Raw genomic sequence first — 20,934 nt, 5'->3', positions numbered from 1 at the left:
AGATTAAGCCTGAGCCTGCAGTTCTTGCCACAAGTCACTGACGATCGCGCGATCAGCTGGGCTTAATTCGGTACGAGCGTCTTCCAAACTGCTCTCAATGCGTGACTTCAGTTCAGTAATATCGCTAATGCCTTCTTCTTCACAAGATGCCGCAGACAAAGAGATGTGACCACGTAGATAACCACCAGCAAACAATTCATCGTCAGATGCTGTTTCAATTCGAGCATCAATCAGTTCCAGTAGTTTTTCTTCAAATTCAATAATCATGGTGTATCTCTGAGGTTATTTGAGGTTATTTAACGCAAAAGTCTGACGCTTCCAGCGGCTTGGTTTGGTAAAACGCACGCAGAGCATCCGAAAGCATTCTCACTCGCAAAGGCAAGCCAGCTTCCAAAATACCCAACACTTCTTTATGCACTTTCTGCATAAAGCCGAGCCTATCTGGTTCAAAATCGCCGTGTAGATTGTCACAACTCACCGTAAAAGGGAAGCCAGCACTTTGTGCCAGAATCCATTCATAAGCTTGCGGACGCACTTCAACTTTCTCAAACTCCGCTTGAACTTCTGCCGTGCGCCCATCGGGTTCATACCAATAGCCAAAATCTTCCAGCAAACGACGCTCTGGCCCTGCCACACACCAATGCGAGATTTCGTGTAATGCGGAGGCATAAAAACCCCGAGCAAAAATAATCCGATGATGAGGATGTTCATCATCAGCAGGAAGATAAATAGGCTCATCACCACCTAACTCCAATTTCGTATTAAATTGGTCTAAAAAGGTGTCATTAAAAATGGTAATAAGGTCTTGGTATTCGTGGGTCATCGTCGAGTTTGTACTTCAGTTTGACATGCGCTGGGTATTGTCGCTGTTTTTATCTATTAGGTAAAGATGCTCCCACAGTTTTGGTTATTAGTTGAATTTATCTGAACATCGCTTTCTCCATATAATTTCTCATTCGTCAGCGTACTCATTTGCTACTACACTCTCGCCTTATTTTGATGCTGCTCAAACTGCTGTTTTTTAAGCGGTTTGATTACAGGCATGTTGCTGGTTTTAATCACTTTTTAAGAATGATAAAACCTTTTGTAAGTGTTGTTGCTGCGCCTACGATGATTCATGTAGAACGTAGTGACTTTTTACGTTGAGTGTCTCCCTATGTTGCTAAGTGTGTTGTATATCATTGGTATCACGGCTGAAGCCATGACAGGTGCGTTGAGTGCTGGTAGAAGAAAAATGGACTGGTTTGGTGTTATGTTGGTGGCCAGTGCAACGGCCATTGGTGGTGGCACCGTACGTGACATTTTACTGGGACACTACCCTCTTGGTTGGGTAAAAAACCCAGAGTTCCTAGCAATCACGTGTATTGCGGGTGTACTTACCACAGGCTTAGCGAAATGGGTGATTAAGCTAAAAGGTCTATTCATCCGCCTTGATGCATTAGGTCTAATCGTGTTCAGCATCATCGGAACTAAGATTGCGATGGGCATGGGCTTACACCCTGGGATCTGTATGGTTTCAGCGCTAGTAACGGGTGTATTCGGTGGGCTACTCCGCGACTTAATCTGTCGCCAAACACCGTTGGTGCTGCATGAAGAACTTTACGCTTCTGTCGCTCTTATCGCATCAGGAATGTACTTAGCGCTATTAGAATTTAATGTTCCCGATGTAACAGCCACTATCATTACACTGATCACCGGTTATATGCTGCGTATGGCCGCGGTACGTTTTAAGTGGCGTCTCCCTTCTTTCAATTTGGAAACGGAAGGCTCACTCCATTAAGCAAAAACTACTTAAACAAAAAAGGTTGCCTGATAAAATTGTGCCACCCGCGATTAAGTGAGTGGCATAATTTTATATTCAGTCATCCTGAACAGCGACGAAGGAGCATGATTCAGGATCTATTATCCGAGCACTCTGTTGTCAGAGATGCTTCTTTCTCTTTTCATCGCGCTGAAATTAGATTCCTAGTCTCGCTATAGCTCGCTGGAATGACACAAAGCTCTTAAATCTTCGGTGTTTCAGTTGTTACGCCATGGTTTTGACCACGATGACGCAGCAAATGATCCATCACCACAATCGCTAGCATCGCTTCAGCAATTGGTACGGCACGAATACCCACACAAGGATCATGACGGCCTTTGGTGATCAATTGAGTTGGCTCACCTTCTTTTGTGATGGTCTCACCCGGAACTGTGATGCTTGATGTTGGCTTAAGCGCAATGTTAGCCACAATGTCTTGACCAGTTGAGATACCGCCAAGAATACCGCCCGCGTGATTGCTGCCAAAACCTTCAGGAGCAAGCGTATCACGGTGTTGACTGCCTTTTTGGTTTACCACATCAAAGCCATCACCAATCTCAACGCCTTTCACCGCATTAATGCTCATTAGCGCGTGCGCAATGTCGGCATCCAGACGGTCAAATACAGGTTCACCAAGACCAACAGGCATGTTAGTTGCCACAACCTGAATTTTCGCGCCAATTGAGTCGCCTTCTTTTTTCAGGTCACGGATAAGTTGGTCAAACGCTTCTACTTTGTCCACATCTGGGCAAAAGAACGCGTTGTTTTCGATTTCGTTCCAATCTACCTTGTCGATAGAAACATCACCCATTTGTGACAAGTACGCGCGAATCTCAACACCAAACTCATCTTTCAAGTATTTCTTCGCGATTGCACCCGCCGCCACACGCATTGCGGTTTCACGAGCAGACGAACGGCCGCCACCTCGATAGTCACGGATGCCATACTTTTGGTGGTAAGTATAATCAGCATGACCCGGACGGAATTTATCTTTGATGTCCGAGTAATCTTTTGAGCGCTGATCGGTGTTTTCAATTAGCAAACCGATCGATGTGCCTGTGGTTTTGCCTTCAAAAACACCAGAAAGAATTTTAACTTCATCCGGTTCACGACGTTGTGTGGTGTAACGTGATGTGCCTGGACGACGGCGGTCGAGATCGATTTGCAGATCTGCTTCTGTAATTTCTAACCCCGGAGGACATCCGTCTACGATACATCCCAGTGCGATACCGTGACTTTCCCCGAATGTCGTCACTCGGAAATGTTGTCCGATACTGTTTCCTGCCATTACTTCCTCAAGTTTTTATCGCTACGCCCTCTCAAACCAGAGCGCAACTGCTTTCCAATTCTTCGTGGATTCATAGTGGCTTTATTACGTTTTGATGTAAAGAGTTAATATCGGCGAGTTATGCATAAAAAAACACCGAGCATAAAGCTCGGTGTTTTGACATTTAGTGCAAGACCCTATTAGTCTTTGTACAGTTTAAACTCTTCTGCACACTCAACCAGCTGGTCACGCGTTAGCATGAATACGCCGTGACCGCCGTTCTCGAACTCAATCCAAGTGAAAGGAATCTCTGGGTACTGTTCCATCATGTGAATCATTGAGTTGCCAACTTCACAGATAAGAATGCCGTTATCTGTTAGGTAGTCTGGTGCGTTTGCAAGAATACGACGCACAAGTTTTAGGCCATCCGTACCGGCTGCTAAACCAAGCTCAGGTTCGTGTGTGAACTCGTCTGGCAGGCTGTTCATGTCTTCTTCATCCACATATGGTGGGTTAGACACGATCAGGTTGTACTTCTCTTTTGGTAGGTCGCGGAACAAGTCAGAGCGAATTGGGAATACTTGCTGCTCCATGCCGTGATCTTGTACGTTTTGCTCCGCGACTTGTAGTGCGTCCGTTGAGATATCAATCGCATCCACTTCAGCTTCAGGGAACGCGTGAGCACATGCAATTGCGATACAGCCGCTGCCTGTGCATAAGTCCATGATGCGCGCTGGCTCTTCCACCAACCAAGGTTGGAATTCAGCTTGAATCAACTCACCAATTGGAGAACGTGGCACGAGTACACGCTCGTCAACGAAGAACTCAAGACCGCAGAACCAAGCTTTGTTGGTTAGGTATGCAGTTGGTGTACGTTCATTGATACGTTTTACTACACGCTCAACAATACGCAGACGCTCGCTGGTCGTTAGGCGAGAGTTTAATACGTGCGGAGGCACATCAATCGGCAAGTATAAGGTTGGCAGGATAAGCTGAACCGCTTCATCCCACGCATTATCAGTACCATGACCGTAAAACAGGTTCGCTGCGTTAAAGCGGCTTACCGTCCAACGAATCATATCTTGAAGGGTATGCAGCTCCGATACCGCTTCTTCTACAAAAATCTTATCCAAAATTGCCTCCGAAAAGCGCTACAATACTGCCAATAAAAGTTTATTAATGAAATTGTTTACCTAATGAGCAAAAAAGACACCGAACACGATGACGATTTCGCCTTGTTTCAGGAAGCAGTACAGGGCGTAAAAAAGTTGCGACAGGATACCATAATCCAGCAACCAAAAAAAAATACTAAGCAAAAAGAAATCAAGCGCTCCAACCGTGAAGCGAGTGATTCTGAGTTTTACTTCTCCGACGAGTTTGTCCCTCTCTTAAATGAAGAAGGCCCAACTCGTTATGCACGTGACGACGTCTCCACTTATGAAGTTAAACGTCTACGTCGCGGCGTGTATGTACCGGACGTATTCCTCGATATGCACGGCATGACACAACAAGAAGCTAAGCGTGAACTTGGTGCGATGATCGCCTACTGCGTCAAAAACGAGATTCACTGTGCGTGTGTGCAACATGGCATTGGTAAACACATCCTGAAACAGAAAGCGCCACTTTGGTTAGCACAACACCCAGACGTAATGGCTTTCCACCAAGCGCCACTAGAATTCGGCGGTGATGGTGCGTTGCTAGTTTTGCTCTCGATTCCAGAAAAGTAACTAGCTCACTGTAGAAGCAATTAAACAAAAAGGCAGGAAATTTCCTGCCTTTCTTCATTCTATATCTAATGTTTAAATGCTTATTTGGTTTCGACGCTTATGGCGTAATATGCCACAGCACTTCACCGTTTTGCGTTTGTAGATCGTATTCAATACACACTAGACCTGATGTAGGAAACATCGGTGGTGCCATGTCTTTTACAAACTCTGAAGTGAGATAACCAACCAAAGGCAAGTGAGAGACAAGCAGAAGCGAGTCTAGTTTTTCCACTTCAATCAATGCACTTGCAAAATCAAATACATGCTCAGATTGACCGTAAGGTGTAATATCTTCACAAGTTTCGATGCTTTTTGCAGCAAAATACTCGCTGATCTCTTGCCAAGTTTGTTGAGCTCTAATGTACGGACTCACCAACACTTTATCGAATTGCGCAAAACCTTGTTCTTTACAGGCTCTCGCAACCGCTTCTGATTCGACTCTGCCTCTTGGGGTCAATTGTCGTGCTGCGTCTGAATCTGCAAAATGCTCGGCTTCGCCGTGACGCATGATGAATATTTTCATGTTATTTCCTAGGGATAGCTAACGCTACCAAAAGGTTGACTGCTATCTTTATTAGATAGACGGGGCTAACTTTAATAATGACGAAACAAAAATACTGATATAATTATCTGTTCATTATACCAATTCGCTTGCTAAAGATAGCGACTTTCTTAACAATCTATTAAAAAGAATGTACTCAGTTCATCACAGTATTTAACTGTGCTATGAGTTCAGAGCATTCATTCAAACAGTTCTTCCCCATACGCAAACGCGATGGGCCTGTGCAGAAGTCTACGAATAACAAAAATACGGCAAGCAGTATTTGTCGAAACGCAAACTTTGCGCCCCCTAGCTAGGGGTTCATAATTACTGTAATGCGAAATCTGGAGACGCATCGTGCATCTAAGTCCTAACGATTCAAATCAATACCGCTACATTACCTTGAGCAATGATCTGCGTGTACTGCTGATTCATTCCGAGACAGCTCAACAGTCAGCAGCTGCTCTAGCAGTGAACGTTGGACACTTCGACGACCCAAACGATCGCCAAGGTCTGGCACACTATTTAGAACATATGCTTTTTTTGGGTACGGAAAAATACCCTAAAGTGGGCGAGTTTCAAAGCTATATTAGCCAGCATGGAGGAACAAATAACGCTTGGACGGGTACTGAGCACACTTGTTTCTTTTTTGATGTTACTCCGAATGCCTTTGAAAATGCCTTAGATCGATTTAGCCAATTCTTTACCGCACCATTGTTTAACGAAGAAGCTTTAGACAAAGAACGCCAGGCTGTCGACTCCGAATACAAACTCAAACTTAATGACGATTCTCGCCGCCTGTATCAAGTCAACAAAGAAGTCATCAATCCAGATCACCCTTTCTCTAAGTTCTCAGTCGGCAACCTAGATACATTAGGTGACCGAGAGGGTAAATCCATCCGCGACGAAATTGTCGAGTTTCACCACTCTCAATACTCTGCCGATCTCATGACGTTGACGCTCTTTGGGCCGCAGTCGCTCGATGAACAGCAAGCGTGGGTAGAAGCCATGTTTGCCAATATCCCAAATCACCACCTTCGTGGAAAATCGATTGATGTCCCCATTAGCACCAAAGAAAGTACCGGGATTTTAGTTCAAGTTGAACCCATCAAAGAATTTCGAAAACTCATTCTCACCTTCCCAATGCCAGGGATGGATAAGCACTACGGCTTGAAACCACTCTCTTACTTCGCGCATTTACTCGGCTATGAAGGCGAAGGCAGCTTAATGCTCCAGCTAAAAAATGAAGGCTGGATTACGTCGCTTTCTGCGGGAGGCGGCGCTAGTGGTAGCAACTATCGAGATTTTACGGTTAGCTGCACACTCACCCCGCAGGGTCTCAACCACGTTGACGACATCATCCAAGCGGTTTTTCAATACCTCTCGATGATCAAACAAGACGGGCTAGATGAATGGCGTTATCTCGAAAAACAAGCGGTGCTTGAGTCGGCGTTTCGTTTCCAGGAACCATCTCGACCAATGGATTTGGTTAGCCATCTTGTTATCAATATGCAGCATTATCAGCCAGACGATACCATTTATGGCGACTACAAAATGGCGGGCTATGATGAACAACTGCAGCGTTCGTTGCTGCAATACTTAACCATCGATAATGTCCGCGTAACCCTGATTGCAAAAGGACTGGAATACAACCGTACTGCCGAATGGTACTTTACTCCATATTCCGTCACGCCTTTTAGTGATGAGCAACGCCGCTTCTATCAACAAATCGATCCAAGCTGGCAGTTCGTCTTACCAGAAAAGAACCCTTATATTTGCTACGATCTCGATCCCATGCCGTTCGAAAATGGTGGTTCACTACCAGAGTTAATTGAAGATCTCGAAGGCTTCCGACTTTGGCATTTACAAGACGATGAATTTCGCGTGCCAAAAGGCGTTGTATATGTCGCTATCGACAGCTCTCATGCTGTTGCATCACCGAAGAACATTGTCAAAACTCGCCTATGTGTCGAGATGTTCCTCGACTCGCTAGCAAAAGAAACCTATCAAGCTGAAATCGCAGGGATGGGTTACAACATGTACGCTCACCAAGGCGGGGTTACCTTAACCCTCTCAGGGTTCAGCCAAAAACTGCCTCAATTGTTGGAAATGATCCTGCACCGTTTTGCTTCTCGAGATTTCAGCCCTGCACGCTTTGAAACCATCAAGCAGCAACTGTTACGTAACTGGAGAAATGCTTCACAAGATCGTCCTATTTCGCAGCTGTTTAATGCACTTACAGGGCTACTTCAACCCAATAACCCGCCTTTCGCAACCTTAGTCGAAGCGCTAGAAGAAATCGAAGTCGATGAACTCTCGGTATTCGTAGAATCAATTCTTGCAGAGCTGCACGTTGAAATGTTTGTTTACGGAGATTGGCAGCGTCAACAAGCGCATGACATGGCGACGACCTTAAAGGATGCCCTAAGAGTAAAAGAGCAGCGTTATGAAGAGGCGCTCCGCCCACTCATCATGCTGGGAAAAAACGGCAGTTTTCAACGTGAAGTACATTGTAACCAGCAAGATTCGGCGGTCGTTATTTATCACCAGTGTGAGGATATTGAGCCTCGTAGCATTGCTCTATACTCATTGGCGAACCATCTCATGTCGGCAACTTTTTTCCACGAGATCCGCACAAAACAGCAATTAGGTTACATGGTGGGCACTGGCAATATGCCACTTAATCGTCATCCGGGTATTGTGCTTTATGTGCAATCACCCAATGCAGCACCTGCCGAGCTGGTTACCTCAATCGATGAGTTCTTAAATGCCTTTTATATGGTGCTGTTAGAACTGAACGATTACCAGTGGCATAGCAGTAAGCGCGGCTTGTGGAATCAAATAGCGACGCCGGACACCACACTGCGAGGTCGTGCTCAGCGTCTTTGGGTTGCAATAGGAAACAAAGACACCGAGTTTAACCAACGTGACAAGGTACTTGCTGAACTGAAGAAATTGACCCGAGCAGACATGATTCGCTTTGTCGTTAATGAGTTGAAACCTCGCACGGCAAACCGATTGGTCATGCACTCTCAAGGGCAATCGCATTCGGACGCTCCGCGCATCCACTTAGGGCAAGAAATTGGATCGATTGAAGAGTTCCAACTTAGGCCAAAAGATTGCGGCTTAGGATGATCTAATTGCGCAGTAATAAAATTATCGATTAGTAAGTATATACCTACAAACCAATGAGGTTGTGGGTCTCATAAATAGAATCGACACCATAATTGGCAGAAAATTGAAATTACGCCATTGCGGCTTATGCTCTAATTACCACACTAAAAATAAATTAATGAGGTAATCATGAAAAAAGCACTACTACTTGCGGCTATTATACTGCCACTGGCATCTGCACACGCTGAAATCTCGGTGAAAGGTGATGGCTTTGAGCTAAGTAACGACTGTGTCCGCCTAAGCGGAGACAATGTTTCGATCAAATCAGATGATTGCTCTTCAAAACAGTGGAAAGATAAAGACAACAAAGGCAACAGCAGCGTTCACGGGGACGACAACCCAGGTAAAGGCCACAATAAAGATAAAAAGGACAAGAAGAAGTAACTATTTCTTATTTATGAAAAAGGCTTGCCACTGGCAAGCCTTTTTTCTTTACCGAAGCAACGCTTAATAGAATGTGGTTCCTTCTCCAGCTCGAGTAAGCAAACCATCACACGGTGCGTAACGATCGCCGTACTTCGATGCAAACTCATTCATTTTCTCAACCAGTTCTTTAATGCCAAACTGATCCATATAACGGAATGGACCGCCCAAGAATGGAGGGAAACCAATGCCAAATATTGCACCAATATCACCATCACGTGGCGAGCGAATGATGCCGTCATCCAAACAACGTACCGCTTCATTCAGCATTGGTAGTACACAGCGCAACGCAATATCGTTATCGCTCAGCTTAGATTCAGGATCGAGCTTAAGCAGCTTGTAGATAGATTTATCGACTTCTTTCTTCTTACCTTTGTAAGTGTAGAAACCTTTCCCGCTCTTACGTCCTTTGCGACCGTCATTCAATAAGATATCGAACACGTCAGGGCCTTTGAATCGCTCACCTAACTCGTTGACTAGAATCGGCATGATCTTCGCGCCAATGTCGACACCGACTTCATCCAGTAAGGTAATCGGGCCGACAGGGAAACCAAAATCAAGCAACGCCGTATCAATCTTTTCGATCGGTTCGTTAGCCAGCAGAATATGCGCCGCTTCATTCATGTATGGCGCAAGAATGCGGTTCACGTAAAAGCCCGCTTTGTCTTTCACTACGATCGCGGTTTTACCTTGCTTTTTAGCAAGTGCAACGACTGTTGAAATGGTTTCATCTGATGTCGTTTCATGCGGAATCACTTCCACCAACGGCATTTTTTCTACCGGGCTGAAGTAATGCAAACCCACTACGTTTTCTGGACGCTCCGCTTTTTCTGCAATTTTGTGGATTGGTAACGAAGAAGTATTGGTCGCAAAGATGGTTTCCGGCTTGGCATTCGCTTCAATATCCGCCACCATTTTTTGTTTAAGATCTAAGTCTTCAAAAACGGCTTCAATTACGACATCAATATGATTAAAGCTGGTAAAGTCGACACCGCCAGACAATTGCAACATTTTCGCTTGCAGATCGGCTTTTGATAGAATGCGACGTTTACGCTGTTTCTCGAATAACTTGTAGTTGTAGTTGAGTGCGTTTAGAACGCCATCGTTGCTGACGTCTTTGATGCGGACAGGCACCTTCGCTTTTGCAACAGACACATGGCTGATTCCTGCGCCCATCAAGCCACCGCCAAGCACGCCAACTTTATGAACTTGCGCGGGTTTCGCATCCGTACCATTTTCTTTCTTCATTTCCGTTGTCGCAAAGAAGATAGAACGGAGCGCTTTTGATTCAGAGCTCATCACAAGCTCACCGAAGCGTTTCGCTTCAAGCTCTTGTCCTTGGGCGAAACCTTTCTCTAAACCATGCTGAATAACGTCTAAAATCGCGACCGTTGCAGGATAGTTACCACGGGTTTTCTGATTAGTTTTCTTCGCTGCCTGTTCAAACACAAACTTGCGCCCTAACCCGCTACCCGACATCACTTTTTCTTTCGTCGATAGCTTTTTCGTACCCTTGTTTTTACCTTTGTCGATAAACTGTTTTGCTACGTCGAGCAAAATGGTGTCAGGGACACAGGCGTCAACCACACCCAGCTTTTTAGCTTTCTTTGCGCGAAGCTGTTTCCCCGTCAGGATCAAGTCCAACGACGGTAACAGGCCAATCAAATGTGGCAGACGCTGAGTACCACCAGAACCTGGCAATAAACCAAGTTGTACTTCTGGCAGGCCTAAACGCGTTTTATCTGAATCCGTACAAACACGATAATCACATGCAAGAGCAAGCTCTAAGCCACCGCCCAAACATGGACCGTGAATAGCGGCAACCACAGGATATGGTAAGTCCGATAGCTGCTGGAATAGCTCTTGACCTTGCCTCGCTAATGCTTCTGCTTCACTTGCGGTCGTGCACGCTTCTAGCATGCGAACATCGGCCCCCGCGACAAAGTTGTCCGGTTTTAGGGAATGAATGATCATCCCTTTGATGCCACTGGCGTCTTTTAGCTGAGCAAAGATTTCTTTCATTTCATCAGCAAAAGCCGCCTGTAGCGTATTCATTTTTTCATTAGGTACGTCAATCGCTAACCAAGCAATGTTCTGCTCATCAACTTTTAGACTAAATGCTTTTTGCTCGCTCATTACTCAACCTCCAGAATCATTGCTGCGCCAAGACCGCCAGCTGCACATGCGGTATTCAATGCAATACCGCCACCACGGCGTTTCAGTTCACGTAGGGTTTGCGTCATCATTCGTGCACCTGTCGCCGCGAATGGGTGACCGTAAGCGATTGAACCACCAAGCACGTTAAACTTATCCATGTCGATTTCACCGATCGCTTTCGAACGACCTAGATTTTCTTGAGCAAACTTATCTGAAGCAAACATCTTCACATTCGCCAATGCTTGCGCAGCAAACGCTTCGTGCATGTCGATCAACGTCAGATCAGACAGTTCCAAGCCTGTATTTTCTAGCACTTTCGCAGTGGCATAAGTCGGTCCCATCAGCATGTCCTTTTCCACACCAATCGCTGAAAATGCGTAGCCGCGGATGTAGCCAAGAATCTCCATGCCAAGCTCTTTCGCTTTACCTTCGCGCATCAACATCACTGCCGCACCACCATCAGTCAGTGGCGTACTGTTAGCTGCCGTAACACTGCCATACTGGCGATCAAAGGCAGGTCGAAGTTTCGCGTACCCTTCTACGGTTGAGTCGTGACGGACATTGTTGTCTTCCGAAATCCATTTTTTGTATGGTTCGGGAAAAGCCGTCATCACTTCACCTTGGATCTTACCTTCTTTCCAAGCTTGGGAAGCCAGCGTATGAGAGCGATGTGCAAGCGCATCCTGCTCTGCACGAGAAATACCATGCGTCTTTGCCATTTGCTCCGCAGTTTGTCCCATCGACAAGCCCGTCGAGTACTCGGCTACTGCAGGAGGCACTGGCATAAGGTCTTTAAAGCTCAAGTTTTTGAGGATGCTAAGCTTCTGACCCATTGTTTTTGTCTTACTTAGAGCAAGCAGATTAGCGGCCAGTTTCTTAGATACGCCAATAGGCAGGACGGAAGAAGAGTCTGCACCACCAGCAATACCGATATCGATGGTTCCCGCCATGATGCTTTCTGCGACATTGACCGCCGCTTGAAAACTCGTTGCACACGCACGAGTCACACTGTAAGCATCAGTATGAATGTTCATACCGGTGCTTAACACAATTTCTCGTGCGATGTTTGGCGCTTCAGGCATTTGTACTACTTGTCCAAATACCACTTGTTCGATTAACTTCGGATCAATATCTGTTCGAGCAAGCATTTCGCTTACTACCATTTTCCCTAAATCGACCGCTGGCACTTGGCTAAATTCCGTGCTTTGACGAGCAAAGGGAGTTCGAAGCCCCGCGACAATAGCGACACGCTCACCATTGCGTGTTTTTACTTCCTGCTTGCCCATTGTTTCTCCTTAAATACAAGAGGTCTGACCTGATGCATTGTAATGAATTTGTTAAATTTATCAAACATGCGTTTAAATAAACGTGAAGCAAGTAGATCAATTACTCTACTTCTTTGATTCTTATGCGATTAATAATGATTAACTATAGAGAGTTAAAACGGTAAGAGGTATATGGAAGGTAAAATCGAAGCAAAAAAAAAACCACACATAACTGTGTGGTCGGAATATCTATAAAACAATTAACTTACGCCAATTGAAAATTAATCAGTTTCCTGATTAGGAGAAAGTAAAGTCAGCCTTCAAAAGGAAGTGTCATCTTGCTCAACATGTTAGTCGCAATGACTAACGAGATGACAAGATGTACTATAACCCCTTCACTGCTTGATATTTTGAAATAGATCAATTTTATAGTGATTTTACGAGCTTTAAGCACATCTAAAAGGCTCAGCGATGCAAACCGATTCAAAAATTCACTGCTAGCAGTCTCTTTTTATGTCCCATCGAATGAACTTATCCAAACCATTGATTACTAATGATGATATTGTTAACAATCTTTACCAATTCATGTTCGATGATATTTGGCATTTGCGTATACACTTTTAAGTAACCACGTGTCAAAGGTTATCTAAGACACACGCTCAACCGAAACCGAGAGGCTATTGAAAAGTAAAGTCATGCTCAGAACAAATAAGAAACTCACAGAGCGAGGATGGAGGCTCCTGTGGCCATATTAAAAATGTTTGGAAAGAAAAATTCCAACAGTCCGGTCAACTCTGATATGGACAAGCAAAGAAAATACGAAGCGCTCGTCCGAGGGTACCATCGTGACTTATATCGCTACGCATACTGGTTGTGCAAAGATAAAGCGATAGCGGAAGATCTAGTTCAGGAAACCTGTCTTAGAGCTTGGAAGTCACTCGATAGCCTTCAGGACGAAAAAGCTGCCAAGTCTTGGCTCATCACCATATTGAGACGAGAAAATGCGCGCCGCTTCGAACGTAAACAATTTGATTTAGTTGATATCGATGATTACGGCAATGATGCTAAAGTCAGCGATGACCCACATCATCAGCAAGAATGGCTGCAAGCACAGATCATGAAACTCGATGTTGAATACCGCGAGCCTTTATTTCTCCAAGTTGTCGGTGGTTTCAGCGGAGAAGAGATTGGCGACATTCTTGATTTAAATAAAAATACAGTGATGACTCGATTATTTCGCGCTCGTAATCAACTCAAAGAGATGTTGGATTCTCAAGATACTAAGAGAGGACAAAAGAATGGATGATTTAGAATTTCGTCGTCGTATTTTGTCGGATCCAAAACAAAAGGATGAAGAGATTCTGCAAGCTTTAGCTGGTAGCGACGCCAACAATAAGTTTGTTGATGACGTTTTGGATCTCGACGTAAAAATTAAACAAGCCATGAATGTGGATGTACCTGAAGATCTCGCTGATAAGATTTTATTTAGTCAGACGTCGAGTGCACTTGATGAAGAGAAGGTCGTCAGACCAAACTTTGTGCGCAAAGCAATGGCACTTGCCGCTTCTATTGCGTTCACCGCAGGATTATTAGTTGGTCAAGTAAACTGGGGAAATGTTTTGGTGTCTCCAGCACAAGCCAGTTTAGCGGATACCGCGATGAAACACGTTATTCATGAAGAACCTTTTGTTCGTCATCTTGATGAGGATGTACCGAGCTCGCAAATTAATGCGAAAATGTCGCCATTTCATTACCAGTTTAGTGAAAACTTTCCATATCACGTTTACTACCTAAACCACTGCGGTTTTGGCGAATCCAATGCGGTGCATATGGTATTCCAAGGTCCAAAAGGTAAAGTAACGTTATTTATTACTGGTATTCCTAGCGAACAAAGTACCGACTTTAATAAGGATGGCATGACCGGAATCGTTCAGCCCGTCGGGAGTTCAAGCCTGATTTTAGTCGGAGAAGAAGGTGAAAATATTGATGCTATCGCTACGACTCTTGCATCAATGATTAAACCGATGTAATAACTTCGACGATTTCCAGCCTTCAAAAGGTTAAATGCCGCTAAATGATCTTATTTAGCGGCATTTTTGTATAAATAGAACACAAAACATTCACCATCGCTATAGCATTTAGAGCTTAAACTCTAAATTATGCATTTTAAGTGCAATTTCCCGTCTTTTAGACATCATTTCTGCAATTTTTATTCAATTTTATCCAATGGTCGGATTTGTCCAAGCAACTATTGATACTACTATCTGCGCCACTGAGCAAAAGCTCAATTTATCGTCCAAAGAGACGAATCTAATAAGGAAAAACAAATGACTCAGAACACGCGTCTGTTTAAAAAGACTCTCCTAGCAGTAACGGTAGCTTTTGCCTCAGGTCAATCGATGGCAGCGGGTTTCCAAATCAACGCTCAATCAGCAACTGGCATCGGCCGTGCATTTGCTGGTGATGCAGTAATCGCAGATAACGCCGCGGTAATGGCTCGTAACCCAGCAGCAATGGCTCTATTTGATAAAATGGAACTTTCGCTAGGTTTCGAAAGCATTACTTCAATGATTGAAGTGAAAGATGCGAAATATAACGTTAATACTCCTTTGGGTTCCAGTACTGTAAATGTTGCTGACACTGATGATGTGGGTGATACGTCAATAGCTCCAAACATTCACCTAATCGTTCCAGTAAATGACAAGTTTGCATGGGGCGTAAACGCATACTCTAATTTCGGCACTAAAACTGAATTTTCAGATAACTACACCGCAACCGAGTACGGTGGTCTTACGGATGTAAAAAGCTTCAACTTTGGCTTTGCGGGTTCTTACCGTTTAAACGAACAATGGAGCTTTGGTGCTGGTTTAGATTTAATCTACGGCCAAGGCACAATGAAGCGTACAACTAGCTCTTCAGTCCCAGGGGTTGGCGGTCAAAAAATTCTGGACGTAGATAAAGCTGATGGTTGGGCTGTTGGTTTCAACGTTGGTACTGTGTACGAACTAGATGAAAACAACCGTTTTGGTCTAGCGTATCGTTACAGCCCTGAATTTACAGCAAAAGACGACAAAGGTCAGGAAATCACGCTACCTCTACCAGATATGGCCGAGTTTTCTGGTTTCCACAAAATCCAAGACACTAAGTTTGCTGTACACTACAGCATCCAATACATCGGTTGGAAAGATTTCGACCAAATTGATTTTGAGAACCTAAATCAGGGTTTACTTAAAGGTGGTTACTCGAAAGACTATCAATGGCAAGATGGCTGGCACTACGCAATTGGTGGTACTTACTACCTAAACAACAACTGGACACTTCGTGCTGGTTACATGTACGACACAAGCGCTCAAGATAAAGTAACGTCTATCTCGGTACCAGATTCAGATCGCCAGTGGTTCTCAACAGGTTTCTCTTACCATATTGATAATAGCTCAAACATCGATTTTGGCTTCACATACTTGTTAGGTGAAGATGTAAAAGTTAATGAGAATACTCAATTAGCTCCTGGTCTTTCTACCGGTGTAACAGCAACAACTCATGCTGACGCAATTCTATTCGGCTTACAATACAGCCGTAGCTTCTAAGCGCTTCGCTGTTAGTTAGTAGAAAAATACTTTATATAAAAGGCTGGATTTCCAGCCTTTTTTCATATCTGCGGTTTATTGCCCACTCAATTTGAGTGAACACGTGTATCTAAATCTCACAATTAGGACGCACAGCTGTTCGCTGAGTTCCATTTACAAGCCCTTCACAGTTAGATTATTAAACCACCCAAACAACACTTTAAAGCATAATATTCCAAATAACTGCTTGTGCTGGATTTTCATTTCTAAAGTAAAAACTCTACCTTTAAACTTTCGTCCCACGTTATAAACAAATCAGCGAACATTCGAATGAAAACCAACAAGACTCTTCTATCAACAGCAGTGGCATTAAGCCTACTTGGCACAACGGGCATGGCTAACGCAGCAGGTTTCCAACTTGCTGAATATTCTGCAACAGGCCTAGGTCGAGCATATGCTGGTGAAGCAGCAATGGCTGACAACGCAAGTGCACAATGGCGTAACCCAGCAATGCTAACTTATTTGGAAGGCACTCAAGTGTCCGTTGGTGCAATCTATGTGAACCCAAATATTGATATTGAAGGTGATGTAAACTTCCACGGTAGTACTTCTTCTGCATCTTCAGATGATTTCGCCCATGATGCAATCATTCCAAACTTCTACCTATCACACCAATACAATGAGAAATTCGCGATTGGTTTGGCATTTGGCACCAACTACGGCATGGAAACCGATTTAGGGAAAGGCTTTGGTGCATCGCACTTCGGTAACGAAGCAAGCGTAACGACAATGGAAGCGAACTTAAACGCAGCTTACAAAGTCAATGAATCAATCAGCGTTGGTGGTGGTATCCGTTACATCATCGGCGAAGGCAGCTTTGGCGCAGCAGCTCCTAAGAATAACGTTGTAGGAAAGCACCCTTTAACTGGCGATCCTATCAGTGTTCCTCAAGGTACCGCTCTAAAATACATGGAAGGTGACGATACCGCTTGGGGCTGGCAAGTTGGTACTGCATGGCAGATCAATGAAAATAACCGTATCGGCTTCGCGTACAAATCTGAAGTTGAACTGAAGCTTGAAGGCCATGCTGAAGGTCTAGGTTTTGGCTTCGGTACTTCTGAGCTTCCACAGCTGCGTGACAACGGCTATATGTACCTAAACCTGCCTGCAACAGCTGAGCTGGCAAGTTTCCACCAAGTAACAGACCAACTTGCGTTACACGCAAGCTTTAACTGGACGGATTGGAGCTCTTTCGAGAAATTGGAAGCACGTCTAGATACCGCTGGCACGCATATGGTTAAAGTAGAAAACTGGGAAGATAACTACCGCTTTGCTGTTGGTGCCACTTACCAGCTTGATCCTAAGCTAGCGCTACGTACTGGTATTGCGTACGATACTTCAGCGGTAAGCGACAAAAACCGTACGATCACTATTCCAGAAACTGACCGTACTTGGCTAAGTATTGGTGCAACGTACGATTGGACAAAAGACTTCAGCCTAGACGCTGGCTTCACCTATATTTTCGCGAAAGACGCACCAATCGTTGAGTCTCGTGGTTACAAGTCAGACGACGCTGCAGAACAAGTCGGCGGCCAATTCGTAGGCGAAACTACGGGTAATGTTTGGCTAATCGGTGTTCAAGCAAACTACCGTTTCTAACCAAACAGCAAAAATACAAAAAAGGCTTAGCATCAGCTAAGCCTTTTTTTATTTGTATATTGTAAAGAACAGCGCTTAAAAGTCTTCTAGGTATTCGTCTAAATACTCTTCTTCTTCGATGTTAACTTCTTCCACCGTTTCAACTTCTGCTTTAAAGTTTTGACGCTGAATATAAACATCGCGAGTAAGAATGTATGGATCCGGCGACGATTCTAGCTGTGCTTCTTGCGGTACTAATAAAGCACGCTTCTCCATGCCTTCAAACGCCCACTTACCCAAACTCGCCCAGAAGTTGAGGTAAGAGAGGGGTAAATACGTACTATCTACGGTATCTGTCACTTCACGTAAGGTATACGGGCCATAACCTGGAATCATGAAGTAAGGGCCATTTCCAACACCATAGTGGCCTACTGCATCACTGAACGCTTTCTCGTCGTATTTCGTAATACCCGCGGCACTTGCAATATCGAATAAACCGAAAATACCAAACGTCGAGTTAATCCAAAAACGGTTAAAGTGGTCCACGGCTTTCGTGCCGTTACCCATGACTAAGTTATTAACCATGCTGGCTGGCTCATCTAAGTTCGACAAGAAGTTAGCGATACCGGAACGAATAGGAACTGGCGTGTATTCCACATACGCAAGTGATACAGGACGAACCAAATACGGATCTAAATATTCGTAGTTGATTTCCCACATGGTTCGGTTAAAGCCTTCCAACGGGTCATACACATCAGAAGTCGTTTGATTTGTTTCTTGTCCTGTTACTGCTTCATCAGGCGCACTTGAACAGCCAACCAGTCCAACTGCAAGCAGTAACAAGAAGGTAGATTTACCCTTGTTATACATTTTATTTTCCATAACGACTATTAATGTACCTAAGTCACCCAATGAACAGTTGTACGTATGTTGAGCAGTATACGTAGTAAAGATGACTCAGATATGGGAATAAATAAAGGCCAGCAGTCGCTGGCCTTCGGTATTCTACTCGATCGTTTAAAGTCATACCACTAAAGGCAACAGACTCTACCCCGTTGTCATATTTCAGAGACAGACGCTAACGATTAATATTGCTGGTCAATGGTCACTTCAACCGGCGTGCCAAATTCAACGACGTCACTCTCTCCGTGCCAATCTTGGTCACGCGTTGCTACGTTACCGTCAGAGTCTACACGCACACGCACAATGAGCTTGTCGAGTGAAGATAGTTTTTGCCCCTGCATCATGGCATTACCATCATCTAATACGACTGTACGAGGGAAAGTACCCAGCGGATAGCGAGCTGCCGCAACAGGCATTGGTGAGCCATCTGCACGATGTACCGACACAATCAGAACTGCGTTTGGATCCAACTGAGCATTTGGTGCCACATTAATTGTCACAGCGACACTCTTATCCGGTGAAACCGCTTCGCCCATTTGCTTACGAGCACTCTCAATACTGCGTGACAACATCTCGTAGCGGCTATCTTCTGGACCAATCATTTGCTGCATGATTCCCCAGTACTTGATGGCTGCCGGGAAGTCTTGACGCTCAAACGCATCGAACGCTAACAAAGAAAACACACGCAGATCGACATAGTCTTGCTGCATCAGCTTGCCGAGTAATGAGCGAGCCGTCGCTTGATCCATTTCCTCTTGAGACAGCATCAGAGCTTGTGCATAACCCAACATCACATCAGGATCTTGGGGCTCTAGGCGATATGACTTTTCCATCGCATCGATAGCAGTCGTGACATCACGATTTGCTAACGCAATACGACCTAGCAGTAACCAACCTGTCGAGTCTTCCGGCTGGTAATGTAAGCGAGTTCGAAGGGCAAGGGTCAAATCCGCCATTTCATCGTCACTCAACGGCTCAGAAGAAGCCGACATCAGCTTTTTCGATAACTCAGGTAGATTTGCAGACACTTCTTGCCACTTAACAATATCGTCTGACGCGCCAAATTTGTAATACAAGCCATAGCTCAACGCCACCGTCAGAATTACCGATGGGACTAAAACCGCGATTGGTGAAACCTTGGTTTCTTTTTGCGCTTTATCACCAGGAATATCGTCAAGGAGAGACTGCTTTAGATCAGAAATCAGTTCGTCTTCGCTTTCAACCAGCCCTTCGTCGGTTTCTTCTGCAAGCTCAGATAGACGGTCTTTATAAAATGCCTTGTTGAGCTCATCGCGTAACACATCATCATTGTTCGCTTTTTGTTTAAGCAACGGCAAAGCCACCAGCGCACAAGCAATAAGCGTAAGAGCAACGGTGGAAATCCAAAATAGTGTCATTACTTCTTATCTCCGTTGTTCTCTTCTTCAAGCAATGCTTTTAAACGAGCCTCTTTTTGCTCATCCCATTGCTCGTCACTGCTCGCTTTTGCCTTAACTTTAGATTTACGGCTACGCAGTACAATCAAACCAAAACCACCCAATACCACAGCTAGAGGCCCTAGCCACAAAATTGCAGTCGCGACCGTAAATGGTGGGTTGTAAGTCACGAAGTTACCGTAACGGGCGATCATGTAATCAACAATCTCATCTTTGGACTTACCTTCTTTGGTCATTTCGTACACCTTATGGCGTAAGTCTTGAGCAAGTTCAGCGTTAGAATCCGAGATCGTGTTGTTCTGACATTTAGGGCAACGGAGCGTATGGCTTAGCTCTTTGAACTGCTGTTCTTGTTCCAAGTTATCGAACTCGTATACTTCAATGGCAGCGTGAGCAGCAAGAGATAATGTCATGGCAGCAAAAACGGCAAGAATCAGCTTTCTCATTGCTTCGCCTCCTCAACCAATTTGTTGTAAAGCGGCTCCAGTGTTTCCGACCAATTACGTGGGTTTACATCCCCCACATGGCGATAACGAATCACACCATTTGCATCAATAATGAATGTTTCTGGTGCACCATAAACGCCAAGGTCAAGACCAAGCATACCACTACCATCAAATAGGCTAATTAAGTACGGGTTGCCGAGATCATTCAACCAGCCTACCGCTTTGTTACGATCATCTTTGTAATTCATACCGATGATCTTAACGCCCTTACCCGCCAATTCGTTTAGGTATTTATGCTCTGCATAACATGTTGGACACCACGTTGCCCAAACGTTCAAGAGCAACGGCTCACCTTTAAAAATTGACTGGTCGTATTGTTTTCCAGGTTCAGCTAAGTCTTCTAAGTGAAACTCAGGAACTGGCTTACCAACCAAAACCGACTCCAATTTTGTTGGATCATCGCCCTCTTGGTTGCGCATTAACTGGGTTGCAAAAATGCCCGCCAAAATCATGAAAGCGACGAGCGGAATAAATAAGATTTTCTTATTCAT

Annotated in this window: 19 protein-coding genes; 8 read left to right on the top strand and 11 right to left on the bottom strand. The window is 44.6% G+C overall.

Annotated features, from left to right (window positions below):
- Positions 1–3: 3 nt before the first annotated feature.
- Positions 4–267: a YfcL family protein gene (locus ACZ5ZC_RS21785; RefSeq protein ID WP_005397926.1), complete on the bottom strand. Its 264-nt coding sequence runs from the start codon at positions 265–267 to the stop codon at positions 4–6.
- 25 nt (positions 268–292) lie between these two features.
- Positions 293–823 carry an elongation factor P hydroxylase gene (locus ACZ5ZC_RS21780; RefSeq protein ID WP_005397924.1) on the bottom strand — a complete coding sequence of 177 codons (531 nt, stop codon included), beginning with the start codon at positions 821–823 and terminating at the stop codon, positions 293–295.
- Between the two features lie 333 nt (positions 824–1,156).
- Between ACZ5ZC_RS21780 and ACZ5ZC_RS21775 the strand changes: the two genes are divergently transcribed.
- Complete coding sequence (locus ACZ5ZC_RS21775; RefSeq protein ID WP_012841541.1) at positions 1,157–1,780, top strand: trimeric intracellular cation channel family protein; 624 nt, start codon at positions 1,157–1,159, stop codon at positions 1,778–1,780.
- A 223-nt stretch (positions 1,781–2,003) separates the two neighbouring features.
- On the opposite strand, the gene aroC is transcribed toward ACZ5ZC_RS21775, so the two are convergent.
- Positions 2,004–3,089, bottom strand: coding sequence for a chorismate synthase (gene aroC / locus ACZ5ZC_RS21770; protein ID WP_395214788.1), 1,086 nt, complete (start codon positions 3,087–3,089; stop codon positions 2,004–2,006).
- A 179-nt stretch (positions 3,090–3,268) separates the two neighbouring features.
- A complete protein-coding gene (gene prmB / locus ACZ5ZC_RS21765; RefSeq protein ID WP_054868017.1) occupies positions 3,269–4,201 on the bottom strand; it encodes a 50S ribosomal protein L3 N(5)-glutamine methyltransferase in 933 nt (310 codons plus the stop codon).
- Positions 4,202–4,264: 63 nt separating this feature from the next.
- On the opposite strand from prmB, the gene smrB reads away from it, so the two are divergent.
- The gene (gene smrB, locus ACZ5ZC_RS21760) at positions 4,265–4,795 is read left to right on the top strand and encodes an endonuclease SmrB (protein ID WP_012841540.1); all 531 of its coding nucleotides are present in this window, start codon (positions 4,265–4,267) and stop codon (positions 4,793–4,795) included.
- Between the two features lie 97 nt (positions 4,796–4,892).
- Here the strand turns inward: smrB and sixA are convergent, their stop codons facing one another.
- Positions 4,893–5,357, bottom strand: a complete 465-nt coding sequence (gene sixA / locus ACZ5ZC_RS21755) for a phosphohistidine phosphatase SixA (protein WP_005397904.1) — start codon at positions 5,355–5,357, stop codon at positions 4,893–4,895.
- A 375-nt stretch (positions 5,358–5,732) separates the two neighbouring features.
- Between sixA and ACZ5ZC_RS21750 the strand changes: the two genes are divergently transcribed.
- Positions 5,733–8,510 carry an insulinase family protein gene (locus ACZ5ZC_RS21750; protein WP_054868018.1) on the top strand — a complete coding sequence of 926 codons (2,778 nt, stop codon included), beginning with the start codon at positions 5,733–5,735 and terminating at the stop codon, positions 8,508–8,510.
- 168 nt (positions 8,511–8,678) lie between these two features.
- Positions 8,679–8,933: a hypothetical protein gene (locus ACZ5ZC_RS21745; RefSeq protein WP_046875551.1), complete on the top strand. Its 255-nt coding sequence runs from the start codon at positions 8,679–8,681 to the stop codon at positions 8,931–8,933.
- Between the two features lie 63 nt (positions 8,934–8,996).
- Here ACZ5ZC_RS21745 and fadJ read toward each other — a convergent pair whose 3' ends face one another.
- Positions 8,997–11,108 carry a fatty acid oxidation complex subunit alpha FadJ gene (fadJ, locus tag ACZ5ZC_RS21740; protein ID WP_054868020.1) on the bottom strand — a complete coding sequence of 704 codons (2,112 nt, stop codon included), beginning with the start codon at positions 11,106–11,108 and terminating at the stop codon, positions 8,997–8,999.
- Positions 11,108–12,415, bottom strand: a complete 1,308-nt coding sequence (gene fadI, locus ACZ5ZC_RS21735) for an acetyl-CoA C-acyltransferase FadI (RefSeq protein ID WP_464932280.1) — start codon at positions 12,413–12,415, stop codon at positions 11,108–11,110. The genes fadJ and fadI overlap by 1 nt, the downstream gene beginning before the upstream one ends.
- 709 nt (positions 12,416–13,124) lie before the next feature.
- Between fadI and ACZ5ZC_RS21730 the strand changes: the two genes are divergently transcribed.
- The 4 genes from ACZ5ZC_RS21730 to ACZ5ZC_RS21715 all read left to right on the top strand — a co-directional run bounded on the left by ACZ5ZC_RS21730 (position 13,125) and on the right by ACZ5ZC_RS21715 (position 17,619).
- On the top strand, positions 13,125–13,700 hold the full coding sequence (locus ACZ5ZC_RS21730; protein WP_029836529.1) for a sigma-70 family RNA polymerase sigma factor: 576 nt from the start codon (positions 13,125–13,127) through the stop codon (positions 13,698–13,700).
- Positions 13,693–14,424: a DUF3379 domain-containing protein gene (locus ACZ5ZC_RS21725; protein ID WP_005380527.1), complete on the top strand. Its 732-nt coding sequence runs from the start codon at positions 13,693–13,695 to the stop codon at positions 14,422–14,424. Before ACZ5ZC_RS21730 ends, ACZ5ZC_RS21725 begins: the two co-directional genes overlap by 8 nt.
- 297 nt (positions 14,425–14,721) lie before the next feature.
- On the top strand, positions 14,722–15,981 hold the full coding sequence (locus ACZ5ZC_RS21720) for an outer membrane protein transport protein (RefSeq protein ID WP_047010320.1): 1,260 nt from the start codon (positions 14,722–14,724) through the stop codon (positions 15,979–15,981).
- A 309-nt stretch (positions 15,982–16,290) separates the two neighbouring features.
- On the top strand, positions 16,291–17,619 hold the full coding sequence (locus ACZ5ZC_RS21715) for an outer membrane protein transport protein (protein WP_046875549.1): 1,329 nt from the start codon (positions 16,291–16,293) through the stop codon (positions 17,617–17,619).
- A gap of 75 nt (positions 17,620–17,694) precedes the next feature.
- Here ACZ5ZC_RS21715 and ACZ5ZC_RS21710 read toward each other — a convergent pair whose 3' ends face one another.
- From ACZ5ZC_RS21710 to ACZ5ZC_RS21695, 4 genes are all read right to left on the bottom strand, one after another.
- On the bottom strand, positions 17,695–18,468 hold the full coding sequence (locus tag ACZ5ZC_RS21710) for an MlaA family lipoprotein (protein WP_104972031.1): 774 nt from the start codon (positions 18,466–18,468) through the stop codon (positions 17,695–17,697).
- Positions 18,469–18,683: 215 nt separating this feature from the next.
- Positions 18,684–19,898 (bottom strand): c-type cytochrome biogenesis protein CcmI, encoded by a 1,215-nt coding sequence (gene ccmI, locus ACZ5ZC_RS21705; RefSeq protein ID WP_464932279.1) that lies wholly within the window; start codon positions 19,896–19,898, stop codon positions 18,684–18,686.
- Positions 19,898–20,383 (bottom strand): cytochrome c-type biogenesis protein, encoded by a 486-nt coding sequence (locus ACZ5ZC_RS21700; RefSeq protein ID WP_005380519.1) that lies wholly within the window; start codon positions 20,381–20,383, stop codon positions 19,898–19,900. Before ACZ5ZC_RS21700 ends, ccmI begins: the two co-directional genes overlap by 1 nt.
- The gene (locus tag ACZ5ZC_RS21695) at positions 20,380–20,934 is read right to left on the bottom strand and encodes a DsbE family thiol:disulfide interchange protein (RefSeq protein WP_012841537.1); all 555 of its coding nucleotides are present in this window, start codon (positions 20,932–20,934) and stop codon (positions 20,380–20,382) included. Before ACZ5ZC_RS21695 ends, ACZ5ZC_RS21700 begins: the two co-directional genes overlap by 4 nt.

Source organism: Vibrio sp. JCM 18905, from assembly GCF_055393305.1.
The sequence above is the reverse complement of the archived record's forward strand: the minus strand, read 5'-3'. Positions and strand labels throughout refer to the sequence as shown.

What these genes read in the sequence shown, in the direction of transcription:
- ACZ5ZC_RS21785 (WP_005397926.1), bottom strand. Translation starts at nt 267, where the DNA reads ATGATTATTGAATTTGAAGAAAAACTACTGGAACTGATTGATGCTCGA.
- ACZ5ZC_RS21780 (WP_005397924.1), bottom strand. Translation starts at nt 823, where the DNA reads ATGACCCACGAATACCAAGACCTTATTACCATTTTTAATGACACCTTT.
- ACZ5ZC_RS21775 (WP_012841541.1), top strand. Translation starts at nt 1,157, where the DNA reads ATGTTGCTAAGTGTGTTGTATATCATTGGTATCACGGCTGAAGCCATG.
- aroC (WP_395214788.1), bottom strand. Translation starts at nt 3,089, where the DNA reads ATGGCAGGAAACAGTATCGGACAACATTTCCGAGTGACGACATTCGGG.
- smrB (WP_012841540.1), top strand. Translation starts at nt 4,265, where the DNA reads ATGAGCAAAAAAGACACCGAACACGATGACGATTTCGCCTTGTTTCAG.
- sixA (WP_005397904.1), bottom strand. Translation starts at nt 5,357, where the DNA reads ATGAAAATATTCATCATGCGTCACGGCGAAGCCGAGCATTTTGCAGAT.
- ACZ5ZC_RS21745 (WP_046875551.1), top strand. Translation starts at nt 8,679, where the DNA reads ATGAAAAAAGCACTACTACTTGCGGCTATTATACTGCCACTGGCATCT.
- fadJ (WP_054868020.1), bottom strand. Translation starts at nt 11,108, where the DNA reads ATGAGCGAGCAAAAAGCATTTAGTCTAAAAGTTGATGAGCAGAACATT.
- fadI (WP_464932280.1), bottom strand. Translation starts at nt 12,415, where the DNA reads ATGGGCAAGCAGGAAGTAAAAACACGCAATGGTGAGCGTGTCGCTATT.
- ACZ5ZC_RS21730 (WP_029836529.1), top strand. Translation starts at nt 13,125, where the DNA reads ATGGAGGCTCCTGTGGCCATATTAAAAATGTTTGGAAAGAAAAATTCC.
- ACZ5ZC_RS21725 (WP_005380527.1), top strand. Translation starts at nt 13,693, where the DNA reads ATGGATGATTTAGAATTTCGTCGTCGTATTTTGTCGGATCCAAAACAA.
- ACZ5ZC_RS21720 (WP_047010320.1), top strand. Translation starts at nt 14,722, where the DNA reads ATGACTCAGAACACGCGTCTGTTTAAAAAGACTCTCCTAGCAGTAACG.
- ACZ5ZC_RS21715 (WP_046875549.1), top strand. Translation starts at nt 16,291, where the DNA reads ATGAAAACCAACAAGACTCTTCTATCAACAGCAGTGGCATTAAGCCTA.
- ACZ5ZC_RS21710 (WP_104972031.1), bottom strand. Translation starts at nt 18,468, where the DNA reads ATGTATAACAAGGGTAAATCTACCTTCTTGTTACTGCTTGCAGTTGGA.
- ccmI (WP_464932279.1), bottom strand. Translation starts at nt 19,898, where the DNA reads ATGACACTATTTTGGATTTCCACCGTTGCTCTTACGCTTATTGCTTGT.
- ACZ5ZC_RS21700 (WP_005380519.1), bottom strand. Translation starts at nt 20,383, where the DNA reads ATGAGAAAGCTGATTCTTGCCGTTTTTGCTGCCATGACATTATCTCTT.
- ACZ5ZC_RS21695 (WP_012841537.1), bottom strand. Translation starts at nt 20,934, where the DNA reads ATGAATAAGAAAATCTTATTTATTCCGCTCGTCGCTTTCATGATTTTG.